Origin of the sequence: Belliella kenyensis (assembly GCF_022549675.1) — a bacterium.
Lineage (GTDB): Bacteria > Bacteroidota > Bacteroidia > Cytophagales > Cyclobacteriaceae > Belliella > Belliella kenyensis.
This window is the reverse complement of sequence record NZ_JAKZGR010000003.1, coordinates 54816-75345: the sequence shown is the minus strand read 5'-3', so window position 1 is coordinate 75345 and position 20530 is coordinate 54816. Positions and strand designations below refer to the sequence as shown.

The window sequence follows — 20530 nt, the reverse complement described above, 5'->3', positions numbered from 1 at the left end:
GCTTATATCTCTTCTTTCTGCCTCATTTGCAGCAAAAATTCTTGACCGAAAGATAGCTTCTTGGCAGCAGGTGAATCTGGTACTATCGCACGCCAAAAAGGCGTGATCGACTCAACAGTACCACCAGCTTGAAGTGCTTCATTAGCAGCTTCAGCTACTATCCGCAAAAATATCCCAGTGGTGACAGGACAAGTATGATCAGCCCCATACTCCAATGCCAGATCCTTACGAAGTGTTTTGATATCTACGGCCTTGCCAATAGGAACTTGCCTCAAGTAATCCGCTATCAATGAAGGCGTAGCAATCAGCATAAGGGATTGCTCTGGCATATCAGCAAAAGCCTTTTCCAGTCGCTTCACTGTAGGTTCCTTACTTACATGAAATTTTTCTATCCAAGTCTTTTTCATAATAGCCTATCAGAAAGATGTACTCGCTATAAGCAATGACCTTGCATGATGAATTCTTTCCATGAGAATCATTGCAAATAGAGCTTCATCATCCAACTTATCCACTGTAATAACCACTTTTCCTCGGTCTATTTTAGTTTTTGCCAATATATCTTCAGCACCTTTGCCTTTCCATACTATGCTATTTTTAGGCATAAGTTTCCTTTTAAAAATCAGCTTCTCTGGAGTATTACTTTCCAACTTGGTCAATGATGCATTAAACGTTAGGGCATGATTTTGATTCCACAAAGTCTTATAAACTCCATTCTCCTTTCCTATTGTGATATCTCCGATGATGATGCCATCATCACCTAGTTCGATAACCTGAATTAGTTCACCTGCCGAATCCATCAAATCAGCATTACCTTTCATATTCATCAACTCTTTGATCTCAATACTTACCGAAAACTTATTATCTCGGTCAATTACTTGGTCAAAGAGATTGAAAAATAGACTTACGAAAATAAAAAGAATTGATTTCATATTTAATGTTTTTCTTAATTTACAAAAACACTTTCACAACTCATACAAATCTAGAAAGCAAGCTTAATTTACAGTATTTATTGAAAAACATCAATACAATTACTATCCATACTGAAAGCATCTTAGTTTAAAATTCTTTGAAATCGGAATAAAATCCCTGTCTAAATGAAAAAGTGTAGCATTAGTATTAATGGCATACCAAGCGATCAGACAATCATAGCTCTTTCTTATAGTAATACCTTGTGACCTTAAAACAGAATAAATGTGAGCGGCACCTTCAGCAGCCTCAAAAGGATCGACGTGAATTTGCTTCAATGCTTTCAACTTATCCTTTATCTCTAAAAATTCTTTTGGATATTTAAGCCCTTGTAAAATCTCCTGGAAAATAGGAGGACAAATCACCACTTGATCTCTACTGAGTAATTCCTGAACGGCCCTGATAATCTTTTGGTCTTTTCCACCAAAAAAATTAATCCATACACTTGTATCTATCAATACATTGTCCATTTCAATCAGTCCTCATGGCATTTAAATCTCCAGACCAATTGACTTTACCAGCCAATTCGGACAGTTCTTTCAACTTGATCATTCGGAGAAATTCCTTTAATGCCAAATCGACTGCCTCACGTTTTGTTTTGATACTTGTTTTTTCAAGAATTTCATCAATGACTTTTTGGTCTATCTCTATATTGGTTCGCATCAGTACTTTTTTATACACAAAAATATAAAATTTTTTACACATAAATATTCGAATTCTAATAAAATCTCTTTCGAGGAATTTGAGTTATGGTTAGAATATAGGAAGTTAAATGTATGATTATATGACCCCATGTCGTTTAGTTCAGGGTAACTTTTCCAAAGTTCAGATTTGTATACAATATTTGTTTTTACTTTTAATCCAACGTTGGAAAAGTTTAAATTCAACTAGTAGTCTTATCTAAAGGGTATAGGTATATGAGCTACTAATTTCAATCCTCAGATTTCTGTCTGCTTCCCACTCCATTGGGACCTTCCTGAGGAAAGCTCAAACGAAAAGACTGTCTGGGATCATCAATATTATCAAAAAAAATATAATTCGGATCAGAGGGAAAAGTATTGATATGAATAAGGTATTCTTCCTTATTCTTCACATTATAATGATATTGAGAAAGAACCTTAAAGTTAGATGACACCTTATCCACTGGAAGGGTGATGGTATTTGAATCATCTAAAGTTAGATTCGAAAATTGCCCAACACTTTCATTTTTGCAAGAAACAGTCAAAATAATAAGGACAAAAAAGAATAATCTCACAGTACTAGATTTAGCCAATTTGATCACAATAAGTAACTTTATAGAAAACAACTAATTTTTTAAAATTAGCAAACCTTCCTTAAACTACAAAATTATTTTTTAAATTTTCAACTCGATGATAGCCAAGCTGAAGGATCAAAGCAAGAACCTTAAATCACCAAAAGTCCATCTGTGCTTATATTACACTTCTAAATATTCCAACAGAAAAATCCTCCGTTTAACACATTGTTAAACTTTTAATTTCTTCTTCATTAGTAAAGTTATAAAACTTCTAACATGGAAAATGATAAAGTAAAATATAAAAATTTTTGCCCATGCTTCGTCTGTGATAATTGATTCATGATCCAAGTAGATAACTATTATAAAAAGAACATGAATGAAAGTGATGATTTTTGAATTGGACTCTTTCATAGTATTATTTTATTAAATATTTTAAAATTCTTAAAAAACAGAGAGCATCAAAACGCAAACAATTCATTTGGTTTTTCTCCTTTGAAAAATAAGTGGTAAATGGAAAAAAGCTGCTGGGGCAAGAAAAACAACAGCTATAGTAGATGGATGGAAAATTTCATAATGCAAAAGGATTATTGAGACCATTACAAAAACCAAACTAAGTATGGCATATATTTTTTGATTTTCCATATTTAAAACCTAAAATGATTCTCTTTTAACTTATTAATAGCAATCACCAGATGTTGAAGCAAGTACAAATGCAACACCCCATAATGGTTGAAATAAAAAACCTCCTGCAATTGCAACAGTTGTCCCTAATCCTCTTAACATACAATCTCTGTTGGATAGCCACCCATTCACCATCTCCATTTTTTCAATGTTCAATTCTCTCTTAAAAATTTAATTTATATGGTTAATAATTTATTTAACTATATCACAATTTTAATCTCAACCCGCTACAATTTCCTTGAAGTTCAATATTTTTCTTGAAGAAGATGAAATGCTTTTTGGATTCTTTACATTTTTTTGACAATACCTTCCTTTATTAAAAGCTTAGAAGTTGATTTTTCATAAGGCAACTCTACGTTTGGAGAGGTGAGTAAGATCGTGATATCTTTTAGCTCATTTTCGATTAGTAAGGCTAATGACTGACAGCTTTCATCATCTAAATTGGTAAAAGGTTCATCCCATAGAATGATCTTATTATTTCCTAATAAGGTTGCTATCAATCCAATTTTCTTTTGGGTTCCTAATGATAATTCTTTAATATATTTTTTTTCGTTTTTGGGTAAAAATAAATAGTCACTGTATCTTTCATAATTAGTTTTAGTTAAACCTTTTGGTAAACCCTTTAAATTCCCACACATCATAAAATATTCATGAGGAGTAAGATAAGGGATTAATGAAGATTGATCATAATACATCCCTGTGAAATTTTGCCATAAATTTTGTTTACAGTGTGTATCAAAAAAAATAATATCTCTGCTGGTGGTTTTTATTAGTCCTGTAAGTCCCAATAAAAAAATGCTTTTCCCAGAATTATTTTTTGCTGTTATTAATACCTTCTCATTTTCAATTATATGGATGTTTTCTGCCACTACCTTATACTCCTTAAGGTTAATTTCTAGCTTTTTTATTTCAATCATTACATTTATTTCAAAATAGAGTTTTTATAATTCCTAATTACACTACTTAATATATATTTTAGAGAAACCCCAATAATTCCTATCAAACCAAATAAATAAAATAATATTGAAGTTAAATCCCAATGGAATTCACTACTAGCGTCAAAGAATAAAAAAAATATGATAATGAAGAAAATAGAAACTACCATATAGGTGGCAGAAGGTTGATGGAATCTATTATTTGTTTCAAACAAATTGATTTTCACGAAATCAAAAGATGAAATCCACAACCCTAGAGGTGCAAAAACAAAATTAACTAAAAGAAATGATATCAATATATGTAAAATACTAATTTGGTATTGACCAATCAAGATCAAGCCAATTGATAAAATACTAAAAGAAAATGAACAGATCACTCCTAAAAAGTAAATATAAATTATAATTTTAATTAAAAGATTATTAATCAAAATAAACTTCATACTGGGACTGAATGCACTTAAACTAAAAATTGTAACCATAAAATGAAATGACATTCCAGAGATTGAAATTACAGCATAAGAATCTAACAAATCAAAACCGAAATTTTTCATAATAATAATAAATATAAAAAGAAAAAGCGGAAGGTAGATGATGTTAAAATAAATTCTTGACTTAATCAAATTATTGCTAAAAACAAGCTTAGTCAAAACTGAGAACATTTCTGAGTAATTATTTTGCATGGAATAAATGATTGATATGGTAATTAAAAACTATAAACCCCGAAAGAACAAATCCTATACTTGGAATTATGTTTTTGAAAATAATAGCACAAAGTAAATTGCTAATTAATAAAAACACATTAAAGAGCAAGGTATTGTTGTATGTAGGTTTTGAATTCATTTTTAGTTGTAAAACCACAAAGTGACTCAATATAAATTGGCAAAGTATTGAAATAATTAAATCAACAGGTACTCCAAAAAAACCAGAAAAAATAATCGCAAAATTCGAGTAGGTAAAAACAACGTTAAAAATTAAGAATAAGGAAACATCTATTCTGGACAAAGAAATTTTAAAAAAATTATTGACGTTCTCAATAAATAAGCCTGGTAAATAATATTTTAAAAAAAAATCAAATAATATGATTGATGAAAAAATCAAATAATATGATTGATCTGGTACAATTAAACTGAGAAACGAAAAACTCATATAATTCAAGAAAAGAATAAAATAAAGTAAGACATAAGAAATCAAAAACTTATTTGACCTAAATGTGTTTTTTGAAGCATAATAAAAATAAATCATTAATTTAAAGAATCTAGGAGGATTTGATTCTCCTAGACTCAATTTATCCAACTTAGTTTTAAATAACTTTTGACTCATCGACTATATTCTCCTACATGCGTAAGCAACAACTGCATTGGCAACTAAACCACTAGCTCCTACAGCCCATCCAGCAGGGCCTGATAATAATGCTGCTGTGTAAAAAGGCACCCCAACTAAAGTACCAGTATACCAAGGACAGCCGCCTCCACTCACCATTTCCATTTTTTCAATACTTAACTCTCTCATAACAAATTTAATTTATTTGGTTGATAATTTATTTAACAATACAAGTATATTATAGGATCAGTGAAATAATCTTTCACCAAATCAACTTTTTTCGATAAAAACATAACTTTTTTCATCTTTACAATAGCAGATATCCCTACCAAGTGTTAATCTTAAATCATCAATAATTAAATACACCATTCTCTTGGAGACACCAATGGTCTTGGCCAAGTCACCAGGCCCTCCCGTCTTCTTTTTCTCGATCAACTCTATCAGGAGTTTCGTCCGTTCGTAATACTTCAATCCTGCCATCTTATCTCCAGTTTGGTTCCAACATATTTTGATAGGTCCTGCTTAGCAAATTATCCGATTGCAGTAGTTCACCCGCTGTGTCATAAGCAGATATTTGACCTTGCTCCAAGATCATTACCTTGTCCGTACTCGCTGCCAAGGTTGGCTGATGCGTGATCAGTAAAAGGGATGCACCTGTATTGCTCACATAATCCCGCACCAGGGTCTGAACCTTTCGCTCTGTCCCATAATCCATCGCCGATGTGGCTTCATCTAGGATTAGAATCTTTGGTTTTCTGACTATTGCCCTAGCCAGCCCCACGAGTTGTCGCTGTCCGCCAGAGAGATTTCTGCCGTCTTCTCCACAGAGAGTCAATACTCCCTGTGGCAATCCTGCAAACATATCCCACCAACCCAATTCTTGGAGCAGTCTTGCTGTAGCTTCCAGCTCCTCCTGGGTATTGCTCAAAGCTATATTATCCAAAACAGAACTGTTGAATAGCTTCTCTTTTTGGTTTACTACCCCCAATTGATCCCGCCAATGTTTCAAGCTAATTTCTCCTATTCCCAAAAATGGCATTTGGACGCTCCCTTGCTCCGGGATATAAAAGCGCTGAATCAAATCCACCAGTGTACTTTTCCCTGTACCTACCGGGGCAAACAAAGCTGTGGTCTGACCTGCATGCAACTCAAAGCTTACCCCTTTCAGGATTGGACTTCTCCCCGGGTAACGGAACATCACCTGATCGACTTCCATAAGACATTCAGCATGGATAGTTTTAGATGTGCTCTCTGGTATCGTTTGATCTTCTTCTTTCAATCCTGCAATCTCATGCATCCTGTCAAATGCAACTTTAGCTTCCTGAAACTGTATATTGGCAACGACCAATCCTGCCACAGCAGGAATAATGGAACTCCCTACCTGTATCAATGCCATCAGCTCACCCAATTGCAGGTTCTGCTGAAAAACCAAATAAACACCCATTCCAAAAAGCAAACTGGTAAACACTGCTACGATAATCTGCGTGAAAAAGGAAAAGTTATTGCCCAAAATAGCCAAATCATATCCCTTGGTCTGATAATGGGTATAAACCTGATCGATCCGCTGGCGAAATACATCCTCCCTGCCATATGACCTTAGAACCTGAATCCCTGTGAGACTATCGATGTATTGGGTCTCATTCAGTGCATGGGCTGCCATGACTTCCTTTTGTTTGGCAATGATAGGACGGTGATACCTCCATCCCACAAAGAGAAAAGCCAAAGAACCCGCTACACAAAGCCATCCTATAATGGCAGATTGATAAAACACAAAGACCAATGACACCACCACGACCAATAGATTGATAATTACTGTTCCTGTAATCAAGGAAACGGTATTTTTGATCCGAAGGGAATCATTCATCCTTGCAATCAAATCACCTGTACTGAAGCCCTTGAAGTACTTCATCGGCAGATGCAAAATCTTTCCGATAAAAGATGATACAATCCGGATATTCAGATCTCTACCCTGCCTTGCCATAAAGACCCCTTGGAAATAACCAAGCAATGACCTGAACAGCAAAAGCAACCCCAAGGCAACCACTCCCAAAATGGCTTTGTCATAGGTCTGGTTGGGGAGAAAATCATCAATCAGTTTTTGGGAAAAAATCGCTGTAGAAAGTCCGGTAACAGCCATCAAAGTCCCCAAAACAGTCGCAACCAATAGAATTGGAATATCTTCTGCAATCAGGGATTTGAACCAATCCATTTTGGAGTTGGATTGGATTTTTTGGGTCTGGAACTTTTCGGTAGGATTTACCTGAAGCAAAATACTAGATTTCCAGATATTCATCAGATCCGTTTCATTCATAGAAACAATCCCCACTCCGGGATCACTCAGCCAAAATCTCTCCCCATCAAAGCCAAAACACACTATATAATGCTCTCTTACCTTGTCCATGACCACATGCAGAATCACTGGAGATTCCTGTTCTTTCAGGTGTTTGACTTCAGCTTCAAAGCCCTTTGCCTCCAATCCAATCTCAGCGGCTGCTTGGATCAAACCAAGTAGTGTGGTTCCAGACATGGTAGTTCCACTTACATCACGAAGCTTTTCCTGGGTGACTTCTCCACCATGATATTTGGAGATGGTACTCAGGCAAGCCAAGCCACAGGCATATTCCCCCAATTGGCTTACATGAAACTTCTTTAGTTTGGATATCGCTACTTTCATTTTTCTCCCTCCTTTCTGTTCAAAAGCTTATCCAGTAGGATGTCCAATTTCACAGGTCCTTGATAGTTGGCAATTAGTTCCCCTTTGGAATCGTAGCAAAAAACACTTGGTACAGATTTGACCCCTAAGTAAGCCGAAAGCTTCATCTCCTCATCCAATGCTACTTTTATATTTGATTCGGAGAGAAATGGATATTTATCCATAAATCCTTCCAACTCTTCCCTTTCTTGGGAACTTACCAATAGTATATTGATTTACCCAAATTCAGTAAATCGCTCATTGAGGGCATTGAGTTCAATCTTACATATTTCACAGGTCGAGTTGAAATAAATGATGAGCAATGGGCTTCCTGAGGCAAAATCACTAATTGAGAATGTCTCTTCATCAAAAGATTTTAGCCGAATATTAGGAGCAATTTGAATCTGCTCTTTGATCTGGGCAATGTTTTCTGATTTCTTCTGATATTTCCAAGCTAAAAGCCCAATCATACCAAACATCCCGACAACTAGAAACAACAAAACTATTTTTCTCACCATGGCTTAGGTAAAGTTTAAGGTTAAAAACAAAATCAAAATCAACCAAAAGCTCATAGAGAAAAGATATGAGCCCAACACAACTTTGGAACTTTCAGCTTTCTTGATTTCAATTTCTTGACTAAAGAAATAAATCAATAAAAAAATGTATATGATTTCAAATACATTCAGCAACTGTAATGGATAATACCATAAAGGTTGAATTGCCTCTGGGTCTAGAAAACTCAAAACCGACAAAGGATAAAAAAGCGAGAACTCCGTATAAGTAAAATCAGAAAATGCTCCTATAACTACTTTTACCATTCCTGCTATTACAATAATACTTTCTGCATAGACCGCTACCTTAAAAAGTCTCCCTAACTTGACACCTTGATGCCTATTGGCAAAGAAAAGTCCCGCATAAAGCACCAATGCCATCAAAAAGCACTTAATTGTCAAAAGCACCAAAGTAAGTAAGGCTGAAAACTTACTCCAGTACCTCATTTCTTCCAACATATCCAACAGCACATTTTCAGGAATCTCAATTTCTACTTGATGCGCAAGCTCACTCACTAGCATCGCTTCTGTATCTAACATCAAGAAACCTACTACAAAAAGACAAATTGCATAAAAAGCCAGCAATCCAAATACCCTCATATATAACCAATTAAAATTTAAAATAACCCTATATCAAAAACAAAAGCTTAAAAACAAGCAACTTTTAATATTAATACACAAAAAATAAATTTCAAAATCTTGGTTCCAATCCTCAGGCAAAAATAAAGTAAAATTGTACTTTTCTTAGTTTCAAATTTAAAATATAATTCTAATAAATTAGTTACCCCCCCCCGAAACGGAATACTATTTTGCTTAAAAATGAAAAGCAGCTTTTTCTACCAATTATAATATTTACTCATTTTTTTAAGTGCAATTTTCCAATTAAGGGTCAATGCCGTTTAATTAAACTGAGAATACCTGCCAGGTTTGTTCTGTGTTTAGGGAAAAAACAATTATTTGCACATGCACTATTTGATGGAAAACCTGGCAGGTCAAAACTAAACGACATTGAATTAAGGGTAGATAAAACCAAATAAGATCAGTTTTTTATTGCTTAAATAGGTGTAGCTTGCGTATAAACTTGGCTTAAAAATTCTTTTATACTTGTAGGTTTTCTATTAAGGATTTTTTCCAGATCATCATTTGTAGTATCTAACTCACCCTGTGCTTGTGCTACGGCAAAGCTTGAGAACAGCTCGATGAAGTCTTGTGGTACACCATATTTGCTCAATGTATCAGCATACTCCTCAGCACTAGGTGATACATAGTTTATAGACTTTCCAGTAATGTCCGAAATCACTTTTGCCACTTCTTGATAAGAAAAAGCTTCTGGGTTTGAAAAATCATATACTTTCCCTTCGTGATCAACACCTATGAGGACCTTGGCTGTAGCCTCTGCCAATTCTGAACGCAATACTGCTCCTACTTTACCATCTTCAGTGGGTAAATAAATCAGCCCTGTTTCTAACACTTTTTCACCTACAAAAGCTGGGATTAGATCCATGTAAAGGTTGTTTTTAAGTATGGTGAAATCAACCCCACTTTCTTTCAACCATTGTTCTGTTTGAAGATGAGATTTTACCACAAGCCATAATGGCGAAGTTTCTGTCTCATTTTTAGCGCTGATACTTGTATATACAATATGCTTTACTCTAGCTTCTTTTGCTGCATTGATTACATTCTGGTGCTGAGAAAGTCGATTGAGCAGATCGCTCCCCGATACGAATAAAAGCTTATCAACTCCTTTGAATGCATTCAGAAGTGAATCGTAACTATCGTAATCTCCAATAACTGCATTCACACCTCTATTCCTGAATTCAACTGCTGATTCCTCTTTTCTTACCAAGGCTGAGATTTGATTGCCTTGAACTCCTTTTTCTAATAGAAAATTGATTGTGGCATTGCCAAAATGTCCATTTGCTCCTGTTACTAAAATCATATTTGTCTTTTTAAATATTGTAAATTAAATTTGTTACACAAAGTAACTAATATTAGTATTTAAATGTAACAAGTTACCTAAAGGTAACAAAAGAAAAAGTGGTAACTAAATGGTAACTAAAGGCAAAATAAGCGAAGAAGTTAAATGTCCAGTAACTGGAATACTTCAGTTGATAGGTGGTAAATGGAAGCCAATCATATTGTACTGTCTCAGGTCAGAGACTAGGAGATTTGGAGAAATAGCCGCTCGGATACCCTCTATATCCAGAAAAGTCTTGACAGAGCAATTAAGGGAATTGGAACAAGACAATTTGATTTTGCGTGTGCAATTCAACGAAATACCACCGAGGGTCGAATATTCATTAACAGCAATGGGAAAAAGCTTATCTCCTATACTCCATGAGATGGAAAAATGGGGCTTGGAAAATATCATGAATAAAAAGTGAATCTATACATGTTATACCATACTTCCCATCACTATAAATCGGGCTTCTATTGACTTAAAGCCAAAGTAGCACATCTACATCCCTAGTACCAACAGCTGGTTTTATGAGAAAAGACCGATATTCAATAATATGTAGCCTTAGGTTCTTCAATGGTTTGTTATATCGTAGAATGACTGGAATTGACTTACTTTTAAATTTATAACTTGTTTATCTTTACAATTATTCAGATCAATAGTCAAAATTCAATGTTGACATCCTACAATACAATATCTTTAATCTCTAATTATACGTATATTTACTCTTGAAACTACACGTATTTCTTATGAGTACCAAACTAACATTGACCATTGACAAATCAGTCATCGAAAAGGCTAAGGCTTTTGCAAAAGAACATGGTAAAAGCCTGTCGCAGATTATAGAAAATTACTTGAAGTCACTTCCGACAGATCGGGAAAAGCAAGAAATAACACCAAATGTCAAAAAATTGACTGGAGTCATAAAACTCCCGAAAAATTTTGACTATAAAAAAGAACTTAGTGATGCATTGACTGAAAAACACCTTAAGCTATGAAAGCTGTTCTTTTGGATTCAGATATTATCCTCGATGCCATGACAGATCGCATACCTTTTTCATCTGATGCTATAGCAATTCTCAATCTATGTGAAAAAAAAGAGGTTCTTGGCTTTACAACACCAGTCATCTTGAGTAATTTATACTATTTATTGAGGCGATTAGGCATGTCACATATGAACATACTCGATCATTTCAGAAATCTAGTCACCAATATACTTTTTGATATTGTGACAATTGATAAAAAGTCTGTTTTGGACGCAATAAACTCAGGCTTTTCTGATTTTGAAGATGCTCTACAAAATTTTTCTGCAGAAAACCACCAGAAGATCTCTATCATAATTACCAGAAATACGAAAGATTATAAAAATAGCAATTTAGCAATCATGTCTCCAAAAGAGTTCCTAAGCTCTTTGAAATAAAAAGACATCAACATTTATTCAGTAAACCCAGCCCTTTTTAAGTAGAATATGCCCGATCCATCATAAAACTCTTCCTTACAACTACTTCCCTCCTGCCAGCAAATACAACACCGCCATCCTGACAGCGACTCCATTCTCTACCTGATTGAGGATGATAGATTGCTTGCTGTCTGCTACATCGGAATTCAATTCCACACCTCTATTGATAGGTCCTGGATGCATAATAACAATCTCTTTATCTAGATTATCTAGCATCTTTTTATTGATACCATAGTACAGCGAGTATTCCCTGAGTGAAGGAAAGTATTTGATCTGCTGCCTTTCCAGCTGAATCCTCAGTACATTTGCTACATCACACCAAGCCAAGGCTTTGCGCACATCGTACTCTACTTTTACACCTAGGCTAGCGATATGCTTGGGAATCAAAGTGATCGGTCCACAGACCATGACTTCTGCACCTAACTTTTGAAGGCAGAAGATATTGGAAAGCGCCACCCTGGAGTGCAAAATATCACCAATGATTGCAACTTTCTTACCTGCAACATCCCCCAGCTTTTCCCTGATAGAAAATGAATCCAAAAGCGCCTGCGTAGGATGCTCGTGCGTCCCATCGCCTGCATTTACAATATTTGCTTTGATATTTTTCGAAAGAAAATGGGGCGCTCCTGGGCTACTGTGCCTCATGACTACCATATCTACTTTCATAGAGAGGATGTTGTTGACCGTATCGATTAGAGTTTCTCCTTTTTTGACTGAACTATTGCTGGAAGAAAAATTGACAATATCAGCCGAAAGGCGCTTCTCTGCGAGTTCAAACGAGAGTTTTGTCCTTGTAGAATTCTCGAAAAATATGTTGGCAATTGTAATATCTCTTAGTGAAGGCACTTTTTTGATGGGGCGATTGATGACTTCTTTGAAATTATCCGCAGTCTCGAAGATCAATCGGATATCTTCTTCATTGATATCTTTTATTCCCAGTAAGTGTCTTGTGCTGAGTTGTGACATGTTAATTTTTCTCTTTTTCTGTGATCCAAATACCATCATTCTCAAAACCATTGGCAGCCCATTCTACGATGACGTATTGACTCTCCAGGGTATTGACTTTCAATCCGCAGTAATCTGGCATAATGGGATAATCTCTGGTAAACTTTCGGTCTACCAAGACCATCAGCTCTACCTTGGCTGGCCTTCCAAAGGCAATCATTGCATCCATTGCTGCCCTGACTGACCGACCTTTGTACAGAACATCATCGACCAAAACCACGCGTTTTCCTTCTATCAAAAAGTTAATCTTGGTTTCATTGGCTTTGAGTGGAAAATCTCTTCTCCTAAAGTCATCTCTGTGAAAAGTGGCATCCAAATATCCAAATGGAATATCTAATCCTGTAATTTCTTTGAGCTTCGCCGCAATCTTATCCAAAACGATAGGTCCTCTAGGTTGTAGACCTAGTAGCACGGTATTTTCAAAAGTATCATGATTTTCAATCAATTGATGGCAAAATCGCTTGAGAATGATTTCTATTTGCCTTTGATCCAGTACGAGTCTCTTTTGCATAATGGTCGTTTGCTCGCAAAGATAATCAGATTGTAGGTTTTTTGAAGGTCAGAAGGAGGAAATTTATATAGTCTTAGTGATTGTATTGTAGATTTTAGATTTTAGAATGTAGATTTTGTTTTACAGCATGAGTTTACTTGATTCCTTTGTTGCCACGAAGGCACGAAGACACTAAGTTATGAAGATGTAAGGTTTGAAGTGGATTTTACATTGTAGTCTATATAGCTATCGGGATTAGGTTTTAGAGAATAAAAGAGTTTACTTGATTTCTATTTTGCCACGAAGGCACGAAGGCGCTAAGTTTTTGAAAAGTGAGGTAAAAGGTGTTTTGATGATTTTAGAGTTTTATAAATCAAAGACATCAAAAAAAACAAGGCATTGACCCCTCTGCTGGGGAATCAATGCCTCTATGTGTATGAATAAATCCTGTTTTCTAGGGATTTGTATGAATCAGTTTATCGTCTCAAAAGACTAATACGATTCACGCCGTAACTGACAAATGGAATCCCTCCAAAGAAGAATAATATTTACCTATCTTGGTAATGATCTGAGTAGTATTTTTGATAGTTACCAGAGGTGACATTTTCTAGCCATTCTTCATTGGACAAGTACCAATCTATGGTTTTACTGATACCTTCTTCAAACTGCAAGCTGGGTTCCCAGCCCAATTCCTTTTGAATTTTTGAGGCATCTATCGCATAGCGCATGTCATGACCTGCTCTATCTTTTACAAAGGTGATGAGTCTTTGAGAAGTACCTTTTTCTTGACCTAGCTTCTCGTCCATTTGATCACATAAAAGTCTTACTATATCTATATTTTTCCACTCATTAAATCCTCCGATATTGTAAGTCTCCCCTGATTTCCCTGTGTGAAAAACAGTATCTATAGCTTTTGCATGATCCACCACAAAAAGCCAATCTCTGATGTTTTCACCTTTTCCATAAATGGGAAGCTGCTTGTTATTCTTGATATTATGAATACACAAAGGGATCAATTTCTCTGGAAACTGATTTGGTCCATAGTTATTGGAGCAATTAGAAATCACCGTTTGCATACCATAAGTATTGGCATATGCCCGTACAAAATGGTCTGAGGAAGCTTTTGATGCTGAATAAGGAGACTGAGGATCGTAGGGAGTTTGTTCTGTAAAAAAACCATCTTCGCCCAATGATCCATACACTTCATCTGTAGAAACATGGTAGAATAAGTGTTCTTCTAATACTTTCCAATACGTCTTGCTGACGTTCAGCAAGTTCACTGTACCTATCACATTGGTCTGAACAAATGCCAAAGGGTCAGAGATAGACCTGTCTACATGGGATTCTGCCGCCAGATGAATCACATCTGAGATAGCATACTTCTCAAATACAGCTGCCAAGGCTTCCGCATCTAACAAATCAACTTTTTCGAAGGAATAGTTTTCTGAACCCTCTATTTCTCTCAGGTTTTCCAAATTGCCTGCATATGTTAGGCAATCCAAATTAACCACACGATAATCAGGGTATTTTTGAACAAAAAGTTTGACTACATGACTTCCAATGAAGCCTGCTCCGCCAGTGATCAGGATGCTTTTCATTAACATGATGTTGGGTGAGTGGAAACGTTTATTTTAAAGCAAGTTTATTTGTAATATTCATTATACCAAGTTACGAACTTTGCAACTCCATCTTGAACAGAAGTGCTTGGCTTGTATCCCGTATCTTCAGAAAGATCTGTGACGTCAGCATAAGTAGCAGGCACATCGCCCATTTGCATAGGCATCATATCTTTTTCAGCAGTCATTCCCATCGCATCTTCCAAAGCCTTGATGTAATCCATCAGTGCAACTGGCTGACTATTTCCTATATTGTAAACTTTGTAAGGTGCATATGAGCTTCCCGGATCAGGAGAATCACCAGACCAAGTTGGGTTTTGACTAGCTGGCTTTTCAGATACCCTTACGATCCCTTCAACGATATCGTCAATGTAAGTGAAGTCACGTTTCATTTTGCCATGGTTAAAGACCTTGATTTTCTCACCCTTTTTCATAGCATCAGCAAATAAAAACAAAGCCATATCAGGTCTACCCCAAGGACCATACACAGTGAAAAATCTTAGTCCAGTGGTAGGAATCTTAAATAAGTGACTATAAGTATGCGCCATTAATTCATTGGACTTCTTGGTTGCAGCATATAAGCTCACAGGATGATCAACGTTGTGTGTAGTCGCAAATGGCATTTTGGTATTAGCACCATATACTGAACTAGAAGAAGCGTATACCAAATGCTTTACTGGAAATGCTCTACATGCTTCCAAAATATTCAAAAAGCCTTGAATGTTTGCCAATAAGTATGCGTCAGGATTTTCCAGAGAGTATCTCACCCCTGCTTGTGCGGCCAAATTAACTACAACATCTATTTCTTCCTTTTCAAATAAACTCATGAGCAATTCTTTCTCAGAAATATCCATTTTCATAAATGAATATCCTTTGAGCTTTGCAGAAGACACTGCTACCCCATGTTTCACATCTTCTCTTCTGATACCTGCCTCTTCTAACCTGCTGTATTTTAAATTGACATCATAGTAGTCGTTTATATTATCGACTCCTAATACCTCATGGCCTTTCTGTATCAAGGCATTGGTAAGGTGAAAACCTATAAATCCTGCTGTACCAGTTACTAAATATTTCATATTTTAAAATTATGATATTCAATTCAATTATTTAAGAATTCTTAATTATTTTGAAGTAATCTTTCATATTGCTTGAGTAATTGACCATGAACATACTCTCGGCTATAATTTTCCTTAATTTCCAAATATAGGTTGTCGGCAAGTTGTTGCATGTACTCTCGTTTGACATAAGCAAATTCCAATGCCTCTTGCAAAACCTCCACTTTCTTAGCGGGAAAAATTAAACCTGTACGCCTACTTTCAACCAAATCCTTATTCCCTGTGATATTGGAGCAAATGATAGGTAACTGCATGGCTCCAGCCTCAAGCAATACATTTGGAAATCCTTCCCTATGAGATGCATGCACCAGAACATCCGATATGGCCATATAGTGAGAGACATGATCTGTCCATTCAATATGGACTATCTTAGGATGATCCTGAATCTGACGAATGGTGGATTCATCAATTGGATCCAGTTCTTGTTCAAAACTTCCAAGTAGAACCAATTTGGATTTATTGACAATTTTGGATGATAAAAAAGCTTTGACCAAGTCATCTATCCCTTTATCTTTGACTAGTCTTCCTACCGCTAGTATGATAAACTCATTTTCCCCAGGCATCACTCGCATTGTGGCTGCTACGAGATGATTTTCTTTAAGACTTGATCTATTAAATTCGTTCAAATCAACCCCATTGCTGGAGCCTTTGCCTATAATCTTAACTTTATCCACTGTGGTCAAGCCTTCTTTCAGGATCAGTTCTTTGATAGATTCAGAATTCGGCCAGACCTCTGTTGCAAATTTATAAGTCCATTTTTCAGATTTGATTAACAATGATTTCTTATTTGGCTCAGCAGTCATATGAGGCAAACCTGCAACGGTATGGATTCTGACATTGACTCCAGCAAGTTTACCAGCTATCATCCCCAAAAGTCCTGCTTTTGGAGTGTGTGTATGTATGATATCAGGCTTTTCTCTCAAAAAAAATCTCCATAGCATCCAGATGCAGTAGATATCCCAAAAAGGTGTGATTTTTCTTGTAAAAGGAACAACTTCATGTTCACAGGCTTCTTTTCTTAATATTTCGTTGACTTCTCTTCCGTCAGCACTTACCATAATTACCTCCCAGCCAGCGGCTTTCATAAACTTCATCTGCCCTTTGAGCAATAGTTTGAGTGACAATGGAACAGTTGTAATTCGAATTATTTTTGGCATCAATACAGCAAATTAAATGTTCAAAGTTAGGACTTTATTCCCATACCGCAGGATAAAGAATTCGTAAATGCATTTTACACACTGAAAATCAGTCTATTGATTTTCCATAAAGCTCAAAGAATCTATTCTCTGCATCAACTGTTCCTATCAAAATGATTTTTTGACCTTCTTTTAAAACCATCTTAGGATCTGGATTGATCATCGTTTCCTCATCATGCTTTACGGCAATCACGGTACAGCCAGTTTCTTTCCTGATATCAGACTCGATGATTGATTTGCCAATAAGCTTTTGAGGAACAGTCACTTTGATAAGATCCAAACCTTCGGCAACCATTAAGATATCGGAACGTTGTAGGAGATTAAGGATAGTAGTAGCTCCCATAGATGCATATGACATTACAAAATCTGCGCCTGCTCGATGCATTGTTCCCAAGTTTCGTTCCAAAGTTGATCTAGTGATGATTTGAATATCAGGACGCAACATGCGACAATAGATGGTAAGGTATACATTGATATCATCATCATGTGAAGTGATTATTACACAAGGAGAATTATCGATTCCTGCGATTTTTAAAATCTCTATTTCAGCTGCATCACCAAGGATGGTGGTCTCTCTATGAAATATTCGCTCTGGATCCTTTTCTATAATTCTGTAATCTATATTTCTTTTTTCCAGAGCTTTACCCGTTGCTCTACCTACTCTGCCTCCACCGATAATGATCACTGGTGCACTGATTTCTGATTTTACACCATAGATCTTATTGTACAATTTGATCTGTGCTTGAGAGCCTGCTAATACAAGCACAGTACTCTTTGAGATCTTCGTATCTGGATGAGCAGAAAGGAACTTTCCTCTATCCCAAGCTCCCACTACACTCACCCCTACTTCCTGTCGCAGCTTGGTGTCCTTGAGCATTTTACCCACTAACTCTGAACCAGTGACCATGGCCTCTGCAATCAGCAGATCGTCAAACCTTCCAACGATATGAGCACAGGCATCGCCTCCATTTGCTCTTCGCGAAAGGAATAGGCCCATAATCTCTCCCAAATGTAGCACATGATTACTTCCTGCAAGCTTTAGTATATCATCAGAATGCGCAAAACTACATGTTGTAATGATAGGTACTTCCTTAGAAATCTCCCTAACTGTGAATGCTACATTGGTATTAAGAACGTCAGATTCAGTAGTAGCAACCAATGCCGCCTTGCCAACACGAGCAGCATGATAGGTATTAGGATCATCTAGACTTCCCAGCATCACTTTAATACCTAGATCTCTTAACCTCAAACCTTCAGCTATATCTGACACTAGGACTACATACTCATAGTTAAATCTATTAAGTTTCTTGATAAGTGCTTCTGTTACTGTTCCGTATTTTGTCAAAATAACATGCCCAGAAGTATGCTCTGGAAGCTCGCTAGGTACTTTTGACTGCTCTTGGGCTTTCATCCATGGAGAATAAAAAAAATTGATAAATGTAAATGGAAACAGTACTAATAAAAATACCATTCCTGAAAGAAGAACTATGATAGAAAATAACCTTCCAGCATCTGAATGGAAAGTAATATCTCCAAACCCCAAAGTTGACATCACTGTCAATGTCCAGTAAAATCCCGTAAGAAAACTAAAATATTGCCCTTCTCTTACCATAAGTAAATGGAAGATTATCGAAAAAACGGTAATCATTGCAAACAAAGCAATAAGAAACCTGAACAATGTTTTTAAGTTTCTTCTATCTGGTCTATTTTTTAGAAAAAGCGTTACTTGTGTTGTGAGAAATTTCATGTAAAAATCAATTTTTCTGCTAATCGTAAAGCTAAAGATATACTTTTAAATTTTCTCAATTAGTTCCTCAAATATTCTAGGGTGTTCATTAAAAGGTTGTTTTTTATTGATTTTTCACCTCCAGATAAAATCATTTGTGAGGAATAGTAATCATTTTGGCGGATGCTTTTCATATTAATTTTGAATTACTATTGGATTAATTTCAATTCCAAATCATATTTCAATTGCCTAGATTACATTAGTCTACTTTGGGCCAAGTATCAATTTTAGAATCGATTTTTAATCTGCTCCTATATCCTTCATTGGTAATGCAATATCCGGTAGTTTACCCACAAAAAAACAGGCCTCCAAAAATTCTGGAGGCCTGTATTCTATTGATTTATAAATACAATAGACTTATAGGTTTGATGATTTTAATTCTTTTGAAACACCCTAACGTAATCTACAGCGAGTTGCTGAGGGAAAGTTGTACTACTATCGGGACTTCCTGGCCAATTACCACCTACAGCCAAATTGATGATAAAAAAGAAGTGCTCTCTGAACTCATCCATTGATGCTGGGCTGATGTTTTGTTCATGATAGACCACATCATCTAAAAGCCAAGTAATTTTAGATTCATCCCAAATCACACTGTAAACATGGAAGTTATCTGCAAGTTTTGCTCCACCCGAGAGGGTTTTCTTCCCCCCTCTGTAGTTGTATGTCCCATTATTATCCCAATGTAATGTACCATGCACGGTATCATCTCTTCCAGAGGCATTTCCACCGACCATCTCCATGATGTCAATTTCACCACATGCAGGCCAGCTAATATCAGTAATACTTTCACCAAGCATCCACAAAGCAGGCCAAATCCCTTGCCCTTTTGGCATAGCAGCACGAATATCAATTCTTCCGAATTTAAAATTCTTCCTGCCTTGAGTTTTAATTCTAGAGGAGGTATAATTTTTACCTCCTACAGCTTCCTGTTTTGCAGTGATGATCAAATAACCATCCTTGACCTCTGTATTTTCTCTGCGATAGAACTGTAATTCATTGTTACCCCACCCACACAGATTAGGACAGCCATCACCAATTTCAAATACCCAGTCTGAAGACAAGCTAGTGCCATTAAACTCATCATTCCAAACTAATGCATAGCCATCATATGTCATGGGCGATTCGAATCCAGTTGTTGGCAAACCTATACCTAGAATTTGGTTAGTAATTACAATTGTCTCTTCTTTTTTAATGAATTCTGCTTCTGTAGCATGAGCTTGTACTGTAATTACAAACTCACCAGCAGCAGTGTATCTGTGTGTTGCAGAATTACCAGTAACTAGTTCGGGTTCATTGCTGCCTACGCCGAAGCTAACCCTGAAGAAATTCGCTCTATCGGCAGAGAAATTTACCCGAACCTGCCCATTACCCAATTGCTCCAAAGAAACATTCAAATTTGTAGGGAGTAATACTTGCTCTGTTCCGTTGTCTTGATTGCAAGAATTTGCCATCGAAATGGTAAGTATTGCAAAGACTGCACAAATAAACTTATTCATAATTAACATA

The 20530-nt window shown here is 36.1% G+C and carries 23 protein-coding genes; 3 read left to right on the top strand and 20 right to left on the bottom strand.

All coding sequences use genetic code 11. From position 1 onward, the window contains the following. Positions 1 to 2: 2 nt before the first annotated feature. The 13 genes from MM214_RS03725 to MM214_RS03665 all read right to left on the bottom strand — a co-directional run bounded on the left by MM214_RS03725 (position 3) and on the right by MM214_RS03665 (position 10339). Positions 3 to 407, bottom strand: a complete 405-nt coding sequence (locus MM214_RS03725; protein ID WP_241292151.1) for a hypothetical protein — start codon at positions 405 to 407, stop codon at positions 3 to 5. 9 nt (positions 408 to 416) lie between these two features. Continuing rightward, the gene (locus MM214_RS03720) at positions 417 to 929 is read right to left on the bottom strand and encodes a hypothetical protein (RefSeq protein ID WP_241292149.1); all 513 of its coding nucleotides are present in this window, start codon (positions 927 to 929) and stop codon (positions 417 to 419) included. Positions 930 to 1031: 102 nt separating this feature from the next. Then, the gene (gene vapC, locus MM214_RS03715; protein ID WP_241292148.1) at positions 1032 to 1436 is read right to left on the bottom strand and encodes a type II toxin-antitoxin system VapC family toxin; all 405 of its coding nucleotides are present in this window, start codon (positions 1434 to 1436) and stop codon (positions 1032 to 1034) included. A gap of 1 nt (position 1437) precedes the next feature. Further along, positions 1438 to 1647, bottom strand: a complete 210-nt coding sequence (locus MM214_RS03710; protein WP_241292147.1) for a type II toxin-antitoxin system VapB family antitoxin — start codon at positions 1645 to 1647, stop codon at positions 1438 to 1440. 250 nt (positions 1648 to 1897) lie between these two features. Continuing rightward, positions 1898 to 2221, bottom strand: a complete 324-nt coding sequence (locus MM214_RS03705) for a hypothetical protein (protein ID WP_241292145.1) — start codon at positions 2219 to 2221, stop codon at positions 1898 to 1900. A 968-nt stretch (positions 2222 to 3189) separates the two neighbouring features. Next, a complete protein-coding gene (locus tag MM214_RS03700; RefSeq protein WP_241292143.1) occupies positions 3190 to 3819 on the bottom strand; it encodes an ATP-binding cassette domain-containing protein in 630 nt (209 codons plus the stop codon). A gap of 1341 nt (positions 3820 to 5160) precedes the next feature. Then, a complete protein-coding gene (locus MM214_RS03695; protein WP_241292141.1) occupies positions 5161 to 5346 on the bottom strand; it encodes a hypothetical protein in 186 nt (61 codons plus the stop codon). Between the two features lie 81 nt (positions 5347 to 5427). Then, a complete protein-coding gene (locus MM214_RS03690) occupies positions 5428 to 5637 on the bottom strand; it encodes a hypothetical protein (RefSeq protein WP_241292139.1) in 210 nt (69 codons plus the stop codon). Between the two features lies 1 nt (position 5638). Next, positions 5639 to 7831 (bottom strand): peptidase domain-containing ABC transporter, encoded by a 2193-nt coding sequence (locus MM214_RS03685; RefSeq protein ID WP_241292137.1) that lies wholly within the window; start codon positions 7829 to 7831, stop codon positions 5639 to 5641. Then, entirely contained in the window at positions 7828 to 8073 is a 246-nt protein-coding gene (locus MM214_RS03680) for a hypothetical protein (protein WP_241292135.1), read from the bottom strand. The genes MM214_RS03685 and MM214_RS03680 overlap by 4 nt, the downstream gene beginning before the upstream one ends. A 12-nt stretch (positions 8074 to 8085) precedes the next feature. Then, positions 8086 to 8367 carry a peroxiredoxin family protein gene (locus tag MM214_RS03675; protein WP_241292133.1) on the bottom strand — a complete coding sequence of 94 codons (282 nt, stop codon included), beginning with the start codon at positions 8365 to 8367 and terminating at the stop codon, positions 8086 to 8088. A gap of 3 nt (positions 8368 to 8370) precedes the next feature. Further along, entirely contained in the window at positions 8371 to 9000 is a 630-nt protein-coding gene (locus MM214_RS03670; RefSeq protein ID WP_241292131.1) for a hypothetical protein, read from the bottom strand. Between the two features lie 454 nt (positions 9001 to 9454). Then, positions 9455 to 10339, bottom strand: coding sequence for an SDR family oxidoreductase (locus MM214_RS03665; RefSeq protein ID WP_241292129.1), 885 nt, complete (start codon positions 10337 to 10339; stop codon positions 9455 to 9457). 109 nt (positions 10340 to 10448) lie between these two features. Between MM214_RS03665 and MM214_RS03660 the strand changes: the two genes are divergently transcribed. From MM214_RS03660 to MM214_RS03650, 3 genes are all read left to right on the top strand, one after another. Continuing rightward, complete coding sequence (locus tag MM214_RS03660) at positions 10449 to 10784, top strand: winged helix-turn-helix transcriptional regulator (protein ID WP_241292127.1); 336 nt, start codon at positions 10449 to 10451, stop codon at positions 10782 to 10784. 322 nt (positions 10785 to 11106) lie between these two features. Next, positions 11107 to 11355: a DUF6364 family protein gene (locus MM214_RS03655; RefSeq protein ID WP_241292124.1), complete on the top strand. Its 249-nt coding sequence runs from the start codon at positions 11107 to 11109 to the stop codon at positions 11353 to 11355. After that, positions 11352 to 11777: a PIN domain-containing protein gene (locus MM214_RS03650; RefSeq protein ID WP_241292122.1), complete on the top strand. Its 426-nt coding sequence runs from the start codon at positions 11352 to 11354 to the stop codon at positions 11775 to 11777. The genes MM214_RS03655 and MM214_RS03650 overlap by 4 nt, the downstream gene beginning before the upstream one ends. 81 nt (positions 11778 to 11858) lie before the next feature. On the opposite strand, the gene MM214_RS03645 is transcribed toward MM214_RS03650, so the two are convergent. From MM214_RS03645 to MM214_RS03615, 7 genes are all read right to left on the bottom strand, one after another. Beyond that, positions 11859 to 12782 (bottom strand): aspartate carbamoyltransferase catalytic subunit, encoded by a 924-nt coding sequence (locus MM214_RS03645; protein WP_241292120.1) that lies wholly within the window; start codon positions 12780 to 12782, stop codon positions 11859 to 11861. A 1-nt stretch (position 12783) separates the two neighbouring features. Next, the gene (gene pyrR, locus MM214_RS03640) at positions 12784 to 13332 is read right to left on the bottom strand and encodes a bifunctional pyr operon transcriptional regulator/uracil phosphoribosyltransferase PyrR (protein WP_241292118.1); all 549 of its coding nucleotides are present in this window, start codon (positions 13330 to 13332) and stop codon (positions 12784 to 12786) included. A gap of 527 nt (positions 13333 to 13859) precedes the next feature. Continuing rightward, the gene (rfbB, locus tag MM214_RS03635) at positions 13860 to 14915 is read right to left on the bottom strand and encodes a dTDP-glucose 4,6-dehydratase (protein WP_241292116.1); all 1056 of its coding nucleotides are present in this window, start codon (positions 14913 to 14915) and stop codon (positions 13860 to 13862) included. Positions 14916 to 14953: 38 nt separating this feature from the next. Next, positions 14954 to 16003, bottom strand: a complete 1050-nt coding sequence (locus MM214_RS03630) for an NAD-dependent epimerase (RefSeq protein WP_241292114.1) — start codon at positions 16001 to 16003, stop codon at positions 14954 to 14956. A gap of 41 nt (positions 16004 to 16044) precedes the next feature. Further along, positions 16045 to 17199, bottom strand: a complete 1155-nt coding sequence (locus MM214_RS03625) for a glycosyltransferase family 4 protein (RefSeq protein WP_241292112.1) — start codon at positions 17197 to 17199, stop codon at positions 16045 to 16047. A gap of 88 nt (positions 17200 to 17287) precedes the next feature. Next, positions 17288 to 18985: a potassium channel family protein gene (locus MM214_RS03620; protein WP_241292110.1), complete on the bottom strand. Its 1698-nt coding sequence runs from the start codon at positions 18983 to 18985 to the stop codon at positions 17288 to 17290. A 413-nt stretch (positions 18986 to 19398) separates the two neighbouring features. After that, positions 19399 to 20520, bottom strand: coding sequence for a glycoside hydrolase family 16 protein (locus MM214_RS03615; RefSeq protein WP_241292108.1), 1122 nt, complete (start codon positions 20518 to 20520; stop codon positions 19399 to 19401). Between the last annotated feature and the right edge of the window lie 10 nt (positions 20521 to 20530).

Bases quoted from the DNA above. Each gene is read 5' to 3' on its own strand.
- MM214_RS03670 (WP_241292131.1), bottom strand. From the start codon at position 9,000: ATGAGGGTATTTGGATTGCTGGCTTTTTATGCAATTTGTCTTTTTGTA.
- MM214_RS03725 (WP_241292151.1), bottom strand. From the start codon at position 407: ATGAAAAAGACTTGGATAGAAAAATTTCATGTAAGTAAGGAACCTACA.
- MM214_RS03685 (WP_241292137.1), bottom strand. From the start codon at position 7,831: ATGAAAGTAGCGATATCCAAACTAAAGAAGTTTCATGTAAGCCAATTG.
- MM214_RS03720 (WP_241292149.1), bottom strand. From the start codon at position 929: ATGAAATCAATTCTTTTTATTTTCGTAAGTCTATTTTTCAATCTCTTT.
- rfbB (WP_241292116.1), bottom strand. From the start codon at position 14,915: ATGTTAATGAAAAGCATCCTGATCACTGGCGGAGCAGGCTTCATTGGA.
- MM214_RS03645 (WP_241292120.1), bottom strand. From the start codon at position 12,782: ATGTCACAACTCAGCACAAGACACTTACTGGGAATAAAAGATATCAAT.
- pyrR (WP_241292118.1), bottom strand. From the start codon at position 13,332: ATGCAAAAGAGACTCGTACTGGATCAAAGGCAAATAGAAATCATTCTC.
- MM214_RS03655 (WP_241292124.1), top strand. From the start codon at position 11,107: ATGAGTACCAAACTAACATTGACCATTGACAAATCAGTCATCGAAAAG.
- MM214_RS03630 (WP_241292114.1), bottom strand. From the start codon at position 16,003: ATGAAATATTTAGTAACTGGTACAGCAGGATTTATAGGTTTTCACCTT.
- MM214_RS03650 (WP_241292122.1), top strand. From the start codon at position 11,352: ATGAAAGCTGTTCTTTTGGATTCAGATATTATCCTCGATGCCATGACA.
- MM214_RS03615 (WP_241292108.1), bottom strand. From the start codon at position 20,520: ATGAATAAGTTTATTTGTGCAGTCTTTGCAATACTTACCATTTCGATG.
- MM214_RS03695 (WP_241292141.1), bottom strand. From the start codon at position 5,346: ATGAGAGAGTTAAGTATTGAAAAAATGGAAATGGTGAGTGGAGGCGGC.
- MM214_RS03660 (WP_241292127.1), top strand. From the start codon at position 10,449: ATGGTAACTAAAGGCAAAATAAGCGAAGAAGTTAAATGTCCAGTAACT.
- MM214_RS03690 (WP_241292139.1), bottom strand. From the start codon at position 5,637: ATGGCAGGATTGAAGTATTACGAACGGACGAAACTCCTGATAGAGTTG.
- MM214_RS03665 (WP_241292129.1), bottom strand. From the start codon at position 10,339: ATGATTTTAGTAACAGGAGCAAATGGACATTTTGGCAATGCCACAATC.
- MM214_RS03700 (WP_241292143.1), bottom strand. From the start codon at position 3,819: ATGATTGAAATAAAAAAGCTAGAAATTAACCTTAAGGAGTATAAGGTA.
- MM214_RS03675 (WP_241292133.1), bottom strand. From the start codon at position 8,367: ATGGTGAGAAAAATAGTTTTGTTGTTTCTAGTTGTCGGGATGTTTGGT.
- vapC (WP_241292148.1), bottom strand. From the start codon at position 1,436: ATGGACAATGTATTGATAGATACAAGTGTATGGATTAATTTTTTTGGT.
- MM214_RS03625 (WP_241292112.1), bottom strand. From the start codon at position 17,199: ATGCCAAAAATAATTCGAATTACAACTGTTCCATTGTCACTCAAACTA.
- MM214_RS03620 (WP_241292110.1), bottom strand. From the start codon at position 18,985: ATGAAATTTCTCACAACACAAGTAACGCTTTTTCTAAAAAATAGACCA.